11 protein-coding genes, 2 tRNA genes and 2 pseudogenes are annotated in these 15,983 nt (G+C 63.7%); 4 read left to right on the forward strand and 11 right to left on the reverse strand.

From position 1 onward, the window contains the following. Positions 1-193: 193 nt before the first annotated feature. The 7 genes from dnaB to rnr all read right to left on the reverse strand — a co-directional run bounded on the left by dnaB (position 194) and on the right by rnr (position 7,319). A complete protein-coding gene (dnaB, locus tag HU772_RS22220) occupies positions 194-1,591 on the reverse strand; it encodes a replicative DNA helicase (protein ID WP_186660770.1) in 1,398 nt (465 codons plus the stop codon). Positions 1,592-1,704: 113 nt separating this feature from the next. Then, complete coding sequence (rplI, locus tag HU772_RS22225; RefSeq protein ID WP_134690280.1) at positions 1,705-2,151, reverse strand: 50S ribosomal protein L9; 447 nt, start codon at positions 2,149-2,151, stop codon at positions 1,705-1,707. Positions 2,152-2,171: 20 nt separating this feature from the next. Beyond that, positions 2,172-3,038, reverse strand: coding sequence for a hypothetical protein (locus HU772_RS22230; RefSeq protein WP_186660771.1), 867 nt, complete (start codon positions 3,036-3,038; stop codon positions 2,172-2,174). A 34-nt stretch (positions 3,039-3,072) separates the two neighbouring features. After that, positions 3,073-3,303: a 30S ribosomal protein S18 gene (gene rpsR, locus HU772_RS22235; protein WP_003249563.1), complete on the reverse strand. Its 231-nt coding sequence runs from the start codon at positions 3,301-3,303 to the stop codon at positions 3,073-3,075. 29 nt (positions 3,304-3,332) lie between these two features. Continuing rightward, a complete protein-coding gene (gene rpsF, locus HU772_RS22240) occupies positions 3,333-3,758 on the reverse strand; it encodes a 30S ribosomal protein S6 (protein ID WP_011535936.1) in 426 nt (141 codons plus the stop codon). 241 nt (positions 3,759-3,999) lie between these two features. Further along, complete coding sequence (gene rlmB / locus HU772_RS22245) at positions 4,000-4,746, reverse strand: 23S rRNA (guanosine(2251)-2'-O)-methyltransferase RlmB (protein WP_186660772.1); 747 nt, start codon at positions 4,744-4,746, stop codon at positions 4,000-4,002. Then, entirely contained in the window at positions 4,743-7,319 is a 2,577-nt protein-coding gene (rnr, locus tag HU772_RS22250; protein ID WP_186660773.1) for a ribonuclease R, read from the reverse strand. Before rnr ends, rlmB begins: the two co-directional genes overlap by 4 nt. Before the next feature lie 271 nt (positions 7,320-7,590). Here rnr and HU772_RS22255 point away from each other — a divergent pair. The 4 genes from HU772_RS22255 (at position 7,591) to HU772_RS22270 (ending at position 10,715) form a co-directional block, all read left to right on the forward strand. Continuing rightward, a tRNA-Leu gene (locus HU772_RS22255) sits at positions 7,591-7,677 on the forward strand. An 88-nt stretch (positions 7,678-7,765) separates the two neighbouring features. After that, positions 7,766-7,852: transfer RNA gene (locus HU772_RS22260), tRNA-Leu, on the forward strand. Between the two features lie 284 nt (positions 7,853-8,136). Beyond that, positions 8,137-9,150, forward strand: a complete 1,014-nt coding sequence (locus HU772_RS22265) for an extracellular solute-binding protein (protein WP_186660775.1) — start codon at positions 8,137-8,139, stop codon at positions 9,148-9,150. Further along, positions 9,150-10,715, forward strand: coding sequence for an ABC transporter permease (locus HU772_RS22270; protein WP_186660776.1), 1,566 nt, complete (start codon positions 9,150-9,152; stop codon positions 10,713-10,715). Before HU772_RS22265 ends, HU772_RS22270 begins: the two co-directional genes overlap by 1 nt. A 301-nt stretch (positions 10,716-11,016) precedes the next feature. On the opposite strand, the pseudogene HU772_RS25385 reads toward HU772_RS22270, so the two are convergent. The 4 genes and pseudogenes from HU772_RS25385 to HU772_RS22285 form a co-directional block, all read right to left on the reverse strand. Next, positions 11,017-11,532 (reverse strand): annotated as a pseudogene (locus HU772_RS25385) (methyl-accepting chemotaxis protein); the annotation flags it as partial. A 390-nt stretch (positions 11,533-11,922) separates the two neighbouring features. Continuing rightward, positions 11,923-12,615: pseudogene (locus tag HU772_RS25390) on the reverse strand (methyl-accepting chemotaxis protein); the annotation flags it as partial. Positions 12,616-13,224: 609 nt separating this feature from the next. Next, complete coding sequence (locus HU772_RS22280; protein WP_186660778.1) at positions 13,225-14,517, reverse strand: adenylosuccinate synthase; 1,293 nt, start codon at positions 14,515-14,517, stop codon at positions 13,225-13,227. Between the two features lie 56 nt (positions 14,518-14,573). Further along, positions 14,574-15,761 carry an ATP phosphoribosyltransferase regulatory subunit gene (locus HU772_RS22285; RefSeq protein WP_186660779.1) on the reverse strand — a complete coding sequence of 396 codons (1,188 nt, stop codon included), beginning with the start codon at positions 15,759-15,761 and terminating at the stop codon, positions 14,574-14,576. Positions 15,762-15,983 lie beyond the last annotated feature (222 nt).

The following is a 15,983-nucleotide window of genomic DNA, read 5'->3' on the forward strand; positions in this document are numbered from 1 at the left end:
TGCAGGAAAATCGCGGGCGCGGAATATAGCACAAATTTTGACCAAATCCGACGGTGGTGGTCGGATTCATGAGGATCATCCAAAAAGAGTACTGGCCCCTGTGGGAGCGGGTTTACCCGCGAATGCGTCGGTGACCCCACCATCGCATTCGCGGGTAAACCCGCTCCCACAGGGGCCAGGCAAGCCTGATGGCTTATTCGTCGTCGTCGAAGTTGTACATGCCCGGCGCCAGGTTCTCGAAGCGCGTGTACTTGCCGATGAACGCCAGGCGGATAAAGCCGATGGGGCCGTTACGCTGCTTGCCGATGATGATCTCGGCCACGCCCTTGTGCTCGGTCTCTGGGTGATACACCTCGTCGCGGTAGACGAACATGATCACGTCGGCGTCCTGCTCGATCGCTCCGGATTCACGCAAGTCGGAGTTGACCGGGCGCTTGTTCGGGCGCTGCTCCAGGGAGCGGTTGAGCTGCGACAGGGCGATCACCGGGCAGTTGAATTCCTTGGCCAGGGCTTTCAACGAGCGGGAGATCTCGGAAATCTCGTTGGTGCGGTTATCGCCAGCAGAGCCCGGAATCTGCATCAGCTGCAAGTAGTCGACCATGATCATGGCGATATCGCCATGCTCACGGGCCAGGCGGCGGGTGCGCGCGCGCATCTCCGACGGGCTGATGCCGGCAGTGTCGTCGATGAACAGCTTGCGGTCGTTGAGCAGGTTCACCGCCGAGGTCAGGCGTGGCCAGTCGTCGTCGTCCAGCTGGCCGGAACGCACCTTGGTCTGGTCAATGCGGCCGAGGGACGAAAGCATACGCATGACCAGCGATTCGCCGGGCATCTCAAGGGAGAACACCAGCACCACCTTGTCGCTGCGCAGCACGGCGTTTTCCACCAGGTTCATGGCGAAGGTGGTCTTGCCCATCGATGGACGGCCGGCAACGATGATCAGGTCGGCCGGCTGCAGGCCGCTGGTCTTCTCGTCCAGGTCGGTGTAGCCAGTGGAGATACCGGTGATGTCGCTGTCGGAGTTGAACAGCGTGTCGATGCGGTCGATGGCCATGGTCAACAGCTCGTTGACCCCCACCGGGCCGCCGGTCTTCGGCCGCGCCTCGGCGATCTGGAAGATCTGCCGCTCGGCGTCGTCGAGGATTTCCTCGGCATTGCGCCCCTGCGGGTTGAAGGCGTTGTCGGCGATGTCGGTACTGATACTGATCAGCTGGCGCAGCGTGGCCCGCTCGCGAATGATCGCGGCGTAGGCCTTGATGTTGGCCACCGACGGGGTGTTCTTGGCCAGTTCGGCCAGATACGCCAGGCCGCCGACCTGGGTCGACAGGCCTTCCTTGTCCAGCTGCTCGTGCAGGGTCACCACGTCGAACGGCTGGTTCTGATCCGCCAGCTTGTGGATGGCGCGGAAGATCAGGCGGTGGTCATGCCGATAGAAGTCACCGTCCGAAACCTGGTCCAGCACCCGCTCCCAGGCACTGTTCTCCAGCATCAGGCCACCGAGCACGGCCTGTTCGGCCTCGATGGAATGCGGCGGCACCTTCAGGGCAGCGGTTTGCAGGTCGAGCTGTTCGGAGGTAGAGATCTCGTTCATGGCCACGAAAGAATTCTGGAAGATGAAAAAGACAAAGGGCACGGCCTGTAGGAAACAGGACCGTGCCCGATGTTAACCGCCCGGCCCACGAGGGGCCAGCCGATTAAGGCCGCTTAGGCAGCGACGACAACCACGCGTACGGTGGCTTCAACGTCGCTGTGCAGGTGCACGGCTACGTCGTATTCGCCAACCTGACGGATGGTGCCGTTCGGCAGACGAACTTCAGCCTTGGCCACTTCAACGCCGGAGGCGGTCAGGGCGTCAGCGATGTCGTGGGTGCCGATCGAACCGAACAGCTTGCCTTCGTCGCCAGCGGTGGCAGTGATGGTCACTTCCAGCTCGGCCAGTTGGGCAGCGCGGCTTTCAGCCGAAGCTTTCTTGTCTGCTGCAGCTTTTTCCAGCTCGGCGCGGCGCTCTTCGAACGCGGCCAGGTTGGCGGCGTTGGCAACGGTGGCCTTGCCGAACGGCAGCAGGTAGTTACGGCCGTAACCAGCCTTAACGTTTACTTTGTCGCCCAGGTTGCCCAGGTTGGCGACTTTTTCCAGCAGGATCAGTTCCATTTGGTAAAACCTCTTAACTTTTAACCTTCACCGTTCGCGGAGTCGTCACCCTGTGAAGGGGACTTGCGACCGCGAAAATCAATCAGGCTGTCGACAATGGCCAGAACCACGAGCAACGGATACATCAACTGCATGAGCAGCGGCAGCGTCACGTACAGCCCCACCAGCCAGAAGCCGGCGATTCGCCGCTGCGCCACCAGCCCGTGAACCAGGGCGATGGCTGCCAGCAGTAGCACCAGGCTGGAGGCCGATGCCAGCACGATGAACTGCGGTCCGAGGAACGGACCCAGCACCATCAGTGACACCAGTGCCAGCATGGGCACTTTCGGCAACCGCAGTTCGCGAAACTCGCGACCGAAGCCACCGGGGTTGTACAACGCCGCTTGCCAGTAACGCGCCAGCATCAACGCCAGCACACTGAACAACTGCAGCATTACTGCACTGGAAGCGATCAGCAGCGGGCCGATCAGCTCACCGGGCAGCACCGGCTTGCCTTCGAACTGCGGCAGGGCTTTTTCAAGCGCCTGGGCCAGCACCTCGAAGGTGTCACGCAGCACCACATCAAGGACCAGGCTATACAGCAGCGCCAGCACGATACTTGACAGCAGTATCCGGGCCCAGCTGTGCTCGGCGCGCAACAGCGCGGCCAGCCCCAGCGTCCCCAGAAACACCAGCAAGGTGCTTGGCTCGCCGAATACCCACATCGCCACGCCGGGCAAAAGGCCCCAGGCAATGACCGATGACGCATCCTTGAACCCGCGCCGCAGGAACACCAGGCTCCCGGCGGCGGCACTCAACCAGAACAGCAGCGGCAGTACCGCGCTGATGACCACCACGAGGGTGGCCTGCACACGACCGCGCATGATGAAACTTGCTAACGCTCGCATGCGTATCCCTTGCTACCTAGTCGACGACCCGGTCTCAGCGGCCGTGGCTGTCGGTGTAGGGCAGCAGGGCCAGGAAGCGGGCGCGCTTGATAGCGGTAGCCAGCTGACGCTGATAACGAGCTTTGGTACCGGTGATGCGGCTTGGAACGATCTTGCCGGTTTCGGATACGTAAGCTTTCAGGGTGTTGAGATCTTTGAAGTCGATCTCTTTCACGTCTTCAGCAGTGAAGCGGCAGAATTTACGACGACGGAAGAAACGTGCCATGTGATTGGCTCCTCAAGAAGGTCCGTGGATTACTCGTCAGCGTTGTCGCTGTTGTCGCTGTCATTGCTGTCGTCGCCTTCGGCGCCATCAGCATGCTCAGGACGTTCACGACGCTCACGGCGCTCGCTGCGGTTCTCTTCGGCCTTGAGCATCTCGGACGGGCCGGTGACGGCTTCGTCGCGACGGATGACCAGGTTACGGATCACGGCATCGTTGTAGCGGAAGTTGTCTTCCAGCTCGGCCAGGGCCTTGCCGGTGCACTCAACGTTCAGCATCACGTAGTGAGCCTTGTGAACATTGTTGATTGCGTAGGCCAGCTGACGGCGGCCCCAGTCTTCCAGGCGGTGGATCTTGCCACCATCTTCTTCGATCAGCTTGGTGTAACGCTCAACCATGCCGCCGACTTGCTCGCTCTGGTCCGGGTGAACCAGGAAGATGATTTCGTAATGACGCATGAATGCTCCTTACGGGTTAGTAGTCTGCCAGCAACCTGGTCAGACAAGGAGTGAATGACACTGTATGTCTTGCCCTGAGCGAAGACGCATGCGCGCCTGCCAGCTCGGCAAGGGGCGCAATTGTAGAGAAGGCCGGGGGGACAAGCAAGGCAGGTGAAGCTTCAAGTTACAAGCGGCAAGCTGCAAGTTGAAGGCAGTCAGGACCCGACCCCGCTTCTTCTTGCCGCTTGCAGCTTGGCGCTTAAGGCCGAAGGCCGCGCTGCCTTACGGCCTCGAACAAGCAAACCCCGGTCGCCACCGAGACATTCAGGCTGCTGACGCTGCCCGCCATCGGCAGTTTGACCAGGAAATCGCAGTGCTCGCGGGTCAAGCGGCGCATGCCCTTGCCCTCGGCGCCCATGATCATCACCAGCGGACCGGTCAGGTCCTGCTGGTAGACCTCCTGCTCGGCCTCGCCAGCGGTACCCACCACCCACAGCCCACGCTGCTGGAGTTTCTCCAGGGTGCGAGCCAGGTTGGTCACGGCCACCAGAGGAATCACCTCTGCGGCGCCGCACGCCACCTTGCGCACGACCGGCGTGAGGGTCGCCGACTTGTCCTTGGGCACCACCACCGCCGTGGCACCGGCGGCATCGGCGGTACGCAGGCAGGCACCGAGGTTGTGCGGGTCGGTGACGCCATCGAGCACCAGGATCAGCGGCGGCGTTTCGGTGCGCTCGAGCAACTCTTCGAGCATCAACTCGCCCCACACCTGACTCGGGCTCACCTCGGCGACCACGCCCTGGTGCACGCCCTCGACCCAGGCATCGAGCTCGCGGCGCTCGGCCTGGCCGACCTGCACGCGGTTCTGCGCGGCCAGCTCCAGCAGGGCCTGGATACGCGGCTCGCTACGCCCTTCGGAGAGCCAGATCTGCTTGACCCGCTTGGGGTGATGCTGCAGCAGCGCCTGGACGGCGTGCACGCCGTAGATCTTTTCCAGCTGACTCATGACTTGCTCTTGCCCTTACGTGGCGCGCCGGACTTCGACGGCCCCTTGCGATGCTTGGTCTTGCCCGACGCCTTGGCGCCTTTCTCCGGTTTGCTGCCGGCGTGGCGCGCCTCGCCCATCAGGGCTTTTTTCATTTCGCGACTCTTGCGCACTTCGGCGTTGCGCTGCACGGCGTCTTTCGGGAAGTACGCCTCGGCGGTCTCGCTCTTGCGGCTGCGCGGCTTGGGCGAGATCTTCGCCTCGGGCGCAGGAGCAGGCTCGGGCGCGGCCATACCGGCCGCGGTTTTACCTGAGGCGGCAGGCTTGCGGCCGACCGGCGCGTTGACGGTAGCCTCGGACATCTCGAAATCGATCTTGCGCTGCTCGAGGTCGACGCGCATGACCTTGACTTCCACCGTGTCGCCCAGGCGGAAGCTGCGGCCACTGCGCTCACCCGACAGGCGGTGGTGCACCGGGTCGAAGTGGTAGTAGTCGCCCGGCAAGGCGCTGACATGCACCAGGCCTTCGACATAGATATCGGTCAGCTCGATGAACAGGCCAAAACCGGTCACCGCGGTGATCACACCAGGGAAGGTCTCGCCGACGCGGTCGCGCATGTATTCGCACTTGAGCCAGTTGACCACGTCGCGGGTGGCCTCATCGGCGCGGCGCTCGGTCATCGAGCACTGCTCGCCCATCTGCTCGAGGCTGTTCTCGTCGTAGGGGTAGATACGCGCCTTGGGAATGCTCATGGCACCGGCACGCTTGACGTGCGGGGTGTCGACCTTGGAGCGGATCACGCTACGGATGGCACGGTGCACCAGCAGGTCCGGGTAACGGCGGATCGGCGAGGTGAAGTGGGTGTAGGCCTCGTAGTTCAGGCCGAAGTGGCCGTTGTTCTCGACGCTGTACACCGCCTGGCTCAGCGAACGCAGCATGACGGTCTGGATCAGGTGGAAGTCCGGGCGCCCGGCGATGCTCGCCAGCAGGGCCTGGTAGTCCTTGGGCGACGGGTCCTTGCCCTTGTGCAGGGTCAGGCCCAGCTCGCCGAGGAAGGCGCGCAGCTTTTCCAGGCGCTCCGGCGGTGGGCCATCGTGCACGCGGTACAGCGCCGGCACGTTGTGCTTCTGCAGGAACTCGGCGGTGGCGACGTTGGCCGCCAGCATGCATTCCTCGATCAGCTTGTGGGCGTCGTTGCGCACAGTCGGACGAATTTCGTCGATCTTGCGGTCATCGCCGAAGATGATCCGGGTTTCCTGGGTTTCGAAATCGATCGCGCCACGGGTGTGACGAGCATCGACCAGCACCTTGTACAGGTTGTACAGGTTCTTCAGGTCCGGCAGGACCTCCTTGTACTCCTCGCGCAGCGCCTTGCCTTCACGGGTACGGGCATGCTCGAGCATGCTGCTGACCTTGTTGTAGGTCAGGCGCGCGTGGGAGTGGATGACACCCTCGTAGAACTGGTAGTCGACCATCTGGCCGGCCTTGTTCATGGTCATTTCGCAGACCATGGCCAGGCGATCGACATGCGGGTTCAGCGAGCACAGGCCGTTGGACAGCTCCTCGGGCAACATCGGGATCACCCGCTCAGGGAAGTACACCGAGTTGCCGCGCTGCTGGGCCTCGACGTCCAGGGCCGAGCCCAGGCGCACGTAGCTGGACACGTCGGCGATCGCCACATACAGGCGCCAGCCGCCGGAGAACAGGCGCAGCTTGCCCAGCGGTTCGCAGTAGACGGCGTCGTCGAAGTCGCGAGCGTCCTCGCCGTCGATGGTGACGAACGGCAGGTGGCGCAGGTCGATGCGCTTTTCCTTGTCCTTCTCTTCGACTTCGGAGCGGAACTTGCGCGCTTCCTTGATCACATCCTGCGGCCAGACATGCGGGATGTCGTAGCTGCGCAGGGCGATGTCGATCTCCATGCCCGGCGCCATGTAGTTGCCGATCACCTCGACCACGTCACCCTGGGGCTGGAAGCGCGGGGTGGGCCAGTGGGTGATCTTGATCGAGACGAACTGGCCGATCTTCGCGCCACCGTTGCGCCCGGCGGTGACCAGCACTTCCTGCTGGATCTTCGGGTTGTCCGGAGTCACGTAGCCAATGCCGCCTTCCTCGAAGTAGCGGCCGACCACGCTTTCATGGGCACGGGAGATGACTTCCACCAGCACGCCTTCACGGCGGCCACGGCGGTCGACGCCGGAGACCCGGGCCAGGCCACGGTCGCCATCGAACACCAGGCGCATCTGTGCCGGGCTGAGGAACAGGTCCTCGCTGCCGTCGTCAGGGATCAGGAAGCCGAAGCCGTCGCGGTGGCCGGACACACGACCACAAATCAGGTCGAGCTTGTCCACCGGGGCATAAGTGCCGCGCCGGGTATAGATAAGCTGGCCATCGCGCTCCATGGCACGCAGGCGCCGACGCAGGGCTTCGATCTGGTCTTCTTCATAAAGACCGAATTCTTCCGCCAACTGTTCGCGCGCGGCCGGCTCGCCACGGTCGGCGAGACGCTGCAGGATCAGCTCACGGCTGGGAATAGGATTGTCGTATTTTTCCGCTTCGCGAGCGGCCTCGGGATCGAGGGATTGCCAATCGGCCATCAGAAGGGGTTCACCTTGGGGTATATAGATAGGAATTCTGGCATAGGCGTATTGAAACCGGAAATGTCAGCCTTGGACAGCCCCGATAAGGTGTCCGCTGAACGGGAATAGGCCTGCGGAATCAACAAGTTGAATTTTTTGAATTTTTTTTCGATCGGGGGCTTTACAGGCATCAGGAGCGTCCGTATAGTGCGCACCACAACGACGGACAACCCCGAAGTTGTAGTAGAGATGAACGACGCTGTAAAGCATCTTGTAATCTCGAATGTGTGCCCAGGTGGCGGAATTGGTAGACGCGCTGGTTTCAGGTATCAGTGGCTTAACGGCCGTGGAAGTTCGAGTCTTCTCCTGGGCACCAAAATTTTTCAAGCAACAGATGACCAAGGATCTGTTACTACTGTGTGAAAGCGTACGATAGTCGCCTTCGACAGATGATGCAAAGCTTTGCCCAGGTGGCGGAATTGGTAGACGCGCTGGTTTCAGGTATCAGTGACTTAACGGTCGTGGAAGTTCGAGTCTTCTCCTGGGCACCATACAAAAACCCACTAGCTTGCTAGTGGGTTTTTTCTTGTCTGCGATTTTTGCAGCCGACCAACGCCCTCCCCCTGTAGGAGCGGCCTTGTGTCGCGAAAGGGGCGCGCAGCGGCCCTAGGTTTCAGCGTTCACGCCAAGATCGCCGGGGTCGCTGTGCGACCCTTTCGCGACACAAGGCCGCTCCTACACAGATCCCATGAATTTCCCGTCATCCGGCCACTTGAGAAACGATTTCGTTTACCATTGTTTCCAAATATGTAGCCGTAAGCGAGGAAGTACCCGCATGACGATCCGCCCGCAACCGCTGATGCGCACCCTGGCCGCTGCACTGCTGAGCCTGGTGATCGGCGCTCCGGCCGCCCTGGCAGACAGCCCGGTCACGCTGACGATGTACAACGGCCAGCACAAGGAAATCGGCGACGCCATCGCCAAGGCCTACGAGGCCAAGACCGGCATCCACATCAACATCCGCAAGGGCAGCAGCAACCAGCTGGCCAGCCAGATCATCGAAGAAGGCCAGCGCTCGCCGGCCGACATCATCTACACCGAGGAATCCCCGCCCCTGAACAATCTGGGCGAGCTGGGCCTGCTGGCGAAGATCGACGACGCCACCGCGAACATGATGCCCAAGGAATATGTAGGCGCCAACGGCACCTGGATGGGCATCACCGCCCGCACCCGCATCGTGGTGTTCAACCCGAAGAAGATCGACGAGAAAGACCTGCCGACCACGGTAATGGACTTCGCCAACCCCGAATGGGACGGACGCGTCGGCTATGTCCCTACCAGCGGCGCCTTCCAGGAACAGGCCGTGGCCATCCTGAAGATGCACGGGCGCGAAGCCACCGAAGAATGGCTGACCGGCCTGAAAGCCTTCGGCAAGACCTACACCAACAACATGGTTGCGCTCAAGGCCGTTGAAAAAGGCGAAGTGGCCGCGGTACTGGTGAACAACTACTACTGGTATGCCCTTGAGCGCGAGCGCGGCGAGCTGGATTCCAAGCTTTACTACCTGGCCGATGGCGATGCCGGCAACCTGGTCACCGTTTCCGGCGCCGCGGTGGTCAAGGCCAGCAAGCACCCCAAGGAAGCCCAAGCCCTGCTCAACTGGATGGCCAGTGAAGAAGGCCAGCGCGTGATCACCCAGACCACCGCCGAGTACCCGCTGCACAAGGGCATGGTCTCCGATCGCGGCCTGAAGCCGTTCGACGAACTGCGCCCGCCGAAGATCTCGGCCGCCGACCTGGGCAATGCCGAGGAGGCCATCGAGCTCGAACGTGAGGTTGGCCTGCTCTGATGACCGCCGCCCTGCCCTCACCCGCCTTGGCCCGCTTCGTTCCAAGGCGCAAGCGCCCATCCGTCTGGGTGGTGCTGCCTGTGCTGTTCCTGGTGGCCATGAGCGTGCTGCCTTTGCTGTACGTCGGGCTCAAGGCCTGGGATGCCGGCTGGCACGAGGCACTGCGCCTGCTCTGGCGCCCGTTCGTCTGGGGCCTGCTGCGCAACACCTTGCTGCTGATGGTCGGCGTCACCGCGCTGTGCCTGGTGGTCGGCGTGGCCCTGGCCTGGCTGCTGGAGCGCAGCGACCTGCCGGGCCGACGCCTGTGGGGCGTGGTGCTGTGCTTGCCGTTCGCCGTGCCATCGTTCGTCAGCAGCTTCACCTGGGTGTCGCTGAGCTCGGACTTCGAGGGCCTGGGCGGAGCGATCCTGGTGATGGCGCTTTCCAAGTACCCCTTGGTGTTCCTGCCGGTGGCCGCGACCCTGCGCAACCTCGACACCGCGCTGGAAGAGTCTGCGCGCACCTTGGGCTGCAGCCGCTGGGGCGTATTCCACAAGATCACCCTACCGCTGCTGTGGCCATCGATGCTCGGCGGCGCGCTGCTGATCGCCCTGCACATGCTGGTGGAGTTCGGCGCACTGTCGATCCTCGGCTTGCAGACCTTCACCACGGCGATCTACCAGCAATTCGAGCTGGAGTTCAGCAATGCCAACGCGGCCATGCTCTCGGCGGTACTGCTGGTGCTGTGCCTGGCGATGTTGTGGCTGGAGCTGCGAGTACGCGGCAAGGCGCGCCATGTGCGTATCGGCCAGGGCGTGGCACGCCGCGCGCAGCCGCTGCGCCTGCGTGGCTGGATGCCGCTGGGGCAGCTGTTCTGCCTGGCCCTGGCGGTCCTGGGCAGCGGCATTCCGCTGGCAATGCTCGGCTACTGGCTGAGCGTCGGTTCGTCGGCAGCCTTCCCGGTCGCGGCCATCAGCAAGGCCCTGGCCACTTCGCTGTCGGTGTCCCTGGGCGGCGCCGGCTTCTGCGTGCTGCTGGCCCTGCCGATCAGCTTCCTGGTGGTGCGCTACAAGGGACGCCTGGCAATCTGGGCCGAACGCCTGCCATACCTACTGCACGCCCTGCCGGGGCTGGTGATTGCGCTAACCCTGGTGTTCTTCGCCCTGCACTATGTGCCGGCGCTGTACCAGACCACCGCGCTGTTGATCCTGGCCTACGCCCTGCTGTTCCTGCCACTGGCCCAGTCGCCGGTGCGCACGGCGCTGAACAAGGCCTCGCCGACTCTGGAAGAGGCGGCCCGCACCCTGGGCGCGAGCAGTTTCGGCGCGTTTTGCCGGGTCACCCTGCCGATCATCTTCCCGGCGATGGCAGCGGCGTTCGCCCTGGTGTTCCTGGATGCGATGAAGGAGCTGACCGCGACCCTGCTGCTCAGCCCCACCGGCATGACCACCTTGGCCACCGAGGTGTGGGCGCATACCGCCAACGTCGAGTTCGCGGCGGCGGCGCCTTATGCGGCTTTGCTGATCGTGGTGTCGGGGCTGCCGGTGTATCTGCTGACTACGCGGATGTATCTGAACAAGGCGTGACACCTGCCGGGGCCGCTTTGCGGCCCTATCGCGACACAAGGCCGCTCCCACAGTGGCCGCGCCGACCTCAAGCCATGCGCTACGCCTGTGGGAGCGGGTTTACCCGCGAAGCGAACGCCGCGGTGTTTGGCACCGGCTACGCCGGTGTTCGCGGCTAAAGCCGCTCCCACAGGGATCGCGCCAGATTCTAGAAATTGAGCAAGACAGTTGCTCCCACAGTGGCCGCGTCGACCTCAAACCATGCGCTACGCCTGTGGGCGCGGCCTTGTGTCGCGATGCGAGGGCGCAGCCCTCGCCCAAGTCAGGCTCTGAACTGCCCCAGGCTGGCCCGCAACTGCGCCGCCAGGTCGTCCAGCACCTTGCTGCTGGCCGTGGTCTGCATCACCACCTCGGCCGAACGCTCGGCCTGGGCATGGATGGTCTCCACCCGCCCACGCACCGCCTGCGCGCCGTTGGCCTGCTGTTCGGCGGCACGGGTGGCCAGGCCGATTGCCGCATGCACCTGTTCCACGGCGGCCTGCACCGACTGCTGACGCCGCTCGTTGTCACGCAACACCAGCAATCCCTCGCTGGCCTGGCGCCCGGCCTGGCTGATGGTCGCCACCGCCTCCTTGGCCCCCTGCTGCAAGGCAGTGATGTGCGACTGGATATCCCCGGTCGAACTCTGGGTCTTGCTCGCCAGCGCGCGTACCTCGTCGGCCACCACGGCAAAACCACGCCCGGTCTCGCCCGCCCGCGCCGCCTCGATGGCGGCGTTGAGCGCCAGCAGGTTGGTCTGCTCGGCAATACCATGGATCACCGTCAGCACCACTTCGATCTGCTCGCTCTGCTTGGCCAGGCGCTCGATCACCTGGGAACCGGTCTGCACCTCGCCGGCCAGGTTCTCGATCAGCCGCGCCAGTTGCGTGGACGCCCGGCTGTTCTCGTCGGTGGCCTGGCGGATATCGACCACCTGCTGCAATGCAGCCTGCATCGCATGGCTCTCGGCCTGTGCCTCATCGGCCATGCTCGACAGGTCACGCAGGCTGGCCGCCACTTCGTCGCGCTGCAGCGCGGCGGCGGCATCGGCCCCCGCGTTGCGCTGGGCCATGCTGCCGATCTCGACACCCGTGCGCTGCGCCACCTCGCCGGCTTCGCGAACGATGGGCTGCAGCTTGTCGACGAAGCGATTGACCGCCGAGGCCATGTCGCCGATCTCGTCACGGCTGTCGAGCTTCACCCGCTTGGTCAGGTCACCTTCGCCGGCAGCCAGGTCGTTCAGCGCGGCGATCAGCAGGCCAAGCTTGCTCAGCACCCGACGCCCGAGCACCACGGCCACCACCAGCAACACACCCAGCCCGACCAGCACCAGGCCCAGGCCGATACGCCAGCGCAACTCGCCAGCGGCTTCGCGCACGGTCTGCGCGGTATTGGCCTGCATCGCCGTGGCGCTGTTCTGCGCGGTCTCCAGACGTGCGCGCAGAGCCTTGCCACTGTCGGCGGCAGCGGCCACCAGGCTGTCGCCGACCAGTTGCTCACCACTGGCTATCAAAGCGGCGAAACGCTGGTCGAGAGCCTTGAGTTCCTGGTCGACACCGGCGGTGGAAACGCCCATCAGCACCTTGCCGATCTCGGCACCGTTGGGGTTGATCGAGGCCTCGACGAAGTACACCGACGGATCCTTGCGCGCGGCATCCAGTACCTTGTCCAGCGCCCGCTCACCCTGCCCCTTGTCCATCAAAGCCTGGTTGATCGGATTCTGCCGATTGAGGTAACGGGTCAGGTGCTGACCCTGGGCGTCGTCATAGATCACGAACAGCACGTTGGGGTTGCGCTGGGCACGCCGGGCGAAGTCCGACAGCATCGGTACATCGTTGTCCCAGATCGCCCGCGGCGCGACCGAGGCCAAAAGCTCGGCCATGTCATTGGCCGAGTCCTTGAGGTTCTTCTCCAAGGTGGTGCGCAGTTGCTGCTGCTCGCCCTGCAAGCGCTCGGACAGGCCGGCACTGAGGCGCTGGCGCGTACTGGCCGACAAGCTGTCGAGCCCGGCGCGGACATCCTGCCCGGCCTGCTCCAGTTCGGCGGCCAGTTTCTGGCTGTCGTTGCCCAGGCGCGTGCCCAAATCGGCCTCCAGAGCGGTGACCGTGCTCCGTGTCAGCGCAACGGCGACCAGCACCTGCACCAGAAGAGCGATACCAAGCGCAACAAACACAGGCCGCAAGAGGCGGCTTCGTAACAGTGAAAGGATGGCAGACACGTTGTAACCCTCGTGTTTCTGGCGCCATTACTTTGATGGCATCTACAGAAACTTCTTACAGCAAGGGTTATGCCGAAGGCAGCAGGTAAAAACGCCAGGATCAGTGGCGTCAATACCACCCCCTTCGCGGGCAAGCCCGCTCCCACAGGTTTAACGTTGCTTCTGTGGGAGCGGGCTTGCCCGCGAAAGGGCCGATACGGTATGGCGCAGAAAAGAAAAACGCCGCGCTCCCTTGCGGGAACGCGGCGTTCAATCAGCTACCGAAGCGGCCGATCAGGCGAACGGATGACGCAGCACGATGGTCTCGTTGCGGTCCGGACCGGTCGAGATGATATCGATCGGCGCGCCCACCAGCTCCTCGATGCGCTTGATGTAAGCGCGCGCGGCAGCTGGCAGCTCTTCCAGGGTTTTCACGCCCAGGGTCGACTCGCTCCAACCTGGCATTTCTTCGTACACCGGCTCCAGGCCGATGTAGCTGTCGGCATCGGAAGGCGCGTCGATGACGGCACCGTTCTCGTTCTTGTAGCCCACGCAGATATTGATGGTTTCCAGGCCGTCCAGCACGTCCAGCTTGGTCAGGCAGATGCCCGAGATGCTGTTGACGTCGATGGCGCGACGCAGGATCACGGCATCGAACCAGCCGCAGCGGCGGGCACGGCCGGTGGTCGAACCGAACTCGTGACCACGCTTGGCCAGGGTGGCGCCAGTCTCGTCGAACAGTTCGGTCGGGAACGGACCGGAACCGACGCGGGTGGTGTAGGCCTTGGTGATGCCGAGGATGTAGTCCAGGTACATCGGGCCAACGCCGGAACCGGTGGAGATGCCGCCGGCAGTGGTGTTGGAGCTGGTGACGTACGGGTAGGTACCGTGGTCGATGTCCAGCAGCGAACCCTGGGCGCCTTCGAACATGATGTCCTTGCCGGCGCGGCGCAGGTTGTGCAGCTCGGCGGTGACGTCGAGCATCATCGGCTTGAGCTGCTCGGCATAGGCCATGCACTCGTCCAGGGTCTGCTGGAAGTCGATGGCCGGCTCTTTGTAGTAATTGACCAGCTGGAAGTTGTGGTAGTCCAGCAGCTCACCGAGCTTGGCGGCGAAGCGCTCGCGGTGGAACAGGTCGCCCACGCGCAGGCCGCGACGCGCGACCTTGTCTTCGTAGGCTGGGCCGATGCCGCGGCCGGTGGTGCCGATCTTGGCTTCGCCACGGGCCTTTTCACGGGCCTGGTCCAGCGCCACGTGGTACGACAGGATCAGCGGCGCCGCCGGGCTGATGCGCAGGCGCTCGCGCACCGGCACGCCCTTCTCTTCCAGCTTGGTGATTTCACGCATCAGGGCATCCGGGGCAACGACCACGCCGTTGCCGATCAGGCATTGCACGCCTTCACGCAGGATACCGGACGGAATCAGGTGCAGAACGGTCTTCTCACCGTTGATCACCAGGGTGTGACCCGCGTTGTGGCCACCTTGGTAGCGCACGACGGCGGCAGCATGTTCGGTCAGCAGATCGACGATCTTGCCTTTGCCCTCATCACCCCACTGGGTGCCCAGGACGACGACATTCTTACCCATTACATTTGTCCTCATTCACGCAAACTTGGTTGCCGGCCCATTGCCGGCGCAGAATCTCACTGGGTCAGCGGCAGAACCTGCCAGCGCCCGTCTTGCTGAATCAATTGCCGATCACAATCCGCCTCGAGAGCAGCACTCAGCGGCTGGCCAGGCAGGGCCTGGACCACACGCTGGCCCTCGTTGCGCAACTGGCAGACCATCTGCCAGAGGGCCGCATCGCTGCTGTCAGGCATCCAGATGCCGCCAGCTGGCAATACGACCTCCGCTCGCCCCAGTGTGACCAGGGTCTTCAAATCCGTAGAGAAACCAGTGGCCGGGCGAGCCCGGCCAAAATCGGCGCCGATGTCGTCGTAGCGCCCGCCCTGGGCGATCGATTGACCCTCGCCCGGCACGAACACGGCGAACACCACGCCGGTGTGATAGTGGTAGCCGCGCAGCTCGCCGAGGTCGAAGTACAGCGGCAGGTCCGGGTAACGCGCGGCCAGGCGGTCGGCGATCGCCAGCAGATCATCCAGCGCCGCCAGCACGCTGGCCGGGGCACGACCCAGGCGCACGCGGGCCTCGGCCAGCACTTCACGACCACCGCACAGCTCGACCAGGGCGCGCAGCATGTTGCCCAGATCCTTCGGCAGGTCGGCGGTCAGCGCCTGCACCTCGTCGACGGCCTTGCGCTGCAGGGCGTCGAACAGCTGCTGCTCGACCGCGCCGGACAAGTTGGCAGCACGGGCCAGGCCACGGTAGATGCCGACATGGCCGAGGTCCATGTGTACATCCGCCACATCGGTCAATTGCAGTGTGGCGAGCATCAGGCTGATGACTTCGACATCACTGGTCGGGCTGGCATCGCCATACAGCTCGGCGCCCAGCTGGATCGGGCTGCGCGAGGTGGACAACGCGCGAGGCTGGGCGTGCAGCACGCTGCCGGCGTAGCACAGACGGCTCGGGCCTTCGCGACGCAGGGTGTGGGCGTCGATGCGCGCCACCTGCGGGGTGAAGTCGGCGCGGAAGCCCATCAGGCGGCCCGACTGCGGGTCGACCACCTTGAAGGTGCGCTGGTCCAGGTCCTGGCCGGCGCCGGTGAGCAGCGACTCCAGGTACTCGATATGCGGCGTGACGACCAGTTCGTAACCCCAACTCTGGAACAGGTCCAACACCTGGCGCCGCGCGATTTCAATGCGCGCGGCCTCAGGTGGCAGTACTTCCTCGATGCCATCTGGCAGCAGCCAGCGGTCTACCGTTGCCATTACGCCATTTCCCCTCTGGTCCGGGCGGCCTGCCAGCTGGCGAGCCGTGAGTAAAGCAGGCATTGGCGCACAATAGCGGGCAGCACCGATCCCAGCGCAACCACCGTAGCCAATACCCTCGAATTGCCTTGCGTCCTGACCAAACCGTCAACCAGCCAGCGGCCAATCAACCTTGCAGACGCAAAAAAGCCGGGAATTTCCCGGCTGCCGCATCATACACCC

Source organism: Pseudomonas xantholysinigenes, assembly GCF_014268885.2.
In the GTDB taxonomy this organism is placed as follows: Bacteria; Pseudomonadota; Gammaproteobacteria; order Pseudomonadales; family Pseudomonadaceae; genus Aquipseudomonas; species Aquipseudomonas xantholysinigenes.

Excerpts from the sequence above, each read along its gene's own strand:
- dnaB (WP_186660770.1), bottom strand. The coding sequence starts at position 1,591 with ATGAACGAGATCTCTACCTCCGAACAGCTCGACCTGCAAACCGCTGCC.
- rplI (WP_134690280.1), bottom strand. The coding sequence starts at position 2,151 with ATGGAACTGATCCTGCTGGAAAAAGTCGCCAACCTGGGCAACCTGGGC.
- HU772_RS22230 (WP_186660771.1), bottom strand. The coding sequence starts at position 3,038 with ATGCGAGCGTTAGCAAGTTTCATCATGCGCGGTCGTGTGCAGGCCACC.
- rpsR (WP_003249563.1), bottom strand. The coding sequence starts at position 3,303 with ATGGCACGTTTCTTCCGTCGTCGTAAATTCTGCCGCTTCACTGCTGAA.
- rpsF (WP_011535936.1), bottom strand. The coding sequence starts at position 3,758 with ATGCGTCATTACGAAATCATCTTCCTGGTTCACCCGGACCAGAGCGAG.
- rlmB (WP_186660772.1), bottom strand. The coding sequence starts at position 4,746 with ATGAGTCAGCTGGAAAAGATCTACGGCGTGCACGCCGTCCAGGCGCTG.
- rnr (WP_186660773.1), bottom strand. The coding sequence starts at position 7,319 with ATGGCCGATTGGCAATCCCTCGATCCCGAGGCCGCTCGCGAAGCGGAA.
- HU772_RS22265 (WP_186660775.1), top strand. The coding sequence starts at position 8,137 with ATGACGATCCGCCCGCAACCGCTGATGCGCACCCTGGCCGCTGCACTG.
- HU772_RS22270 (WP_186660776.1), top strand. The coding sequence starts at position 9,150 with ATGACCGCCGCCCTGCCCTCACCCGCCTTGGCCCGCTTCGTTCCAAGG.
- HU772_RS22280 (WP_186660778.1), bottom strand. The coding sequence starts at position 14,517 with ATGGGTAAGAATGTCGTCGTCCTGGGCACCCAGTGGGGTGATGAGGGC.
- HU772_RS22285 (WP_186660779.1), bottom strand. The coding sequence starts at position 15,761 with ATGGCAACGGTAGACCGCTGGCTGCTGCCAGATGGCATCGAGGAAGTA.